Consider the following 809-nt stretch of genomic DNA (forward strand, 5'->3'; position numbering starts at 1 on the left):
AGGTCCAGGCGCTCGGTGACCCGCTCGCCACTGAGCAGGTCGACACCGTCCGCGATCTGCACCTTGGTGTCGTCATCCGTGTGGTTGATCGCCACGACGTAGTCCACATCGTGCCCGCGCCGCACGACGACCTCGACGTCGTCGGGCAGATCAGATGGCTGAACGCCGGCGTCCTGGTACACCGCGCGCAGGACCGGCGCGAGGGCGTCGATGTCCAGGCGTGTCGACACGTACCAGGCCGTCCCGCCGCCGTACGCGTGCCGCGTGATCGCCGGCCCACCGGCCGCGGGACCGTCCAGGTGGCTCGCCACCACCTCGGCGCCGTCGAGCGCGAGATCTTCCTGCCATGTGTCGGCGGCGGCCTCGCCCGCATACCCGAGGAGGCCGTCCGCCCAGGCCACGCGCGTCGTGACGGCCTCGCGCAGCGGCAGGAACTCGTGCACCAGCAGGCCGAGCACGTCGCGCAGCGGCGCACCGAAACCCCCTGCGTGCACGGCGTCGTGCTCATCGACCACGGCGGAGAAGAACGAGACGAGCAGGGTGCCGCCGTTCGCGACGTAACGGCGCAGGTTGTCCGCCGATACCGAGGTGAGCAGGTACGACGCGGGCGCCACCACCAGCCGGTAGCGCGACAGGTCCGCCGACGGGTGGGCGAAGTCCACGGTCACGCCATCGCGCCACAGACGCTCGTAGTACGCCCGCACGCGCTCGCGGTGCCGCACGTCGACCGACGGGCGCCACTCCAGATCCTGCGCCCAGAAGGACTCCGTGTCCCACAGCACGGCGACGTCCGCCGTCACCGTGGATCC

At 71.4% G+C, this 809-nt stretch carries 1 protein-coding gene; it reads right to left on the reverse strand.

Going from position 1 to position 809, the window contains the following annotated elements; genetic code table 11:
* Nucleotides 1-809, reverse strand: an 809-nt coding sequence (locus ELR45_RS37365; protein WP_420813861.1) for a beta-galactosidase, incomplete at both ends; no start/stop codon positions are given.

Origin of the sequence: Phytoactinopolyspora endophytica, from assembly GCF_004138495.1 — a bacterium.
In the GTDB taxonomy this organism is placed as follows: Bacteria; Actinomycetota; Actinomycetes; order Jiangellales; family Jiangellaceae; genus Phytoactinopolyspora; species Phytoactinopolyspora endophytica.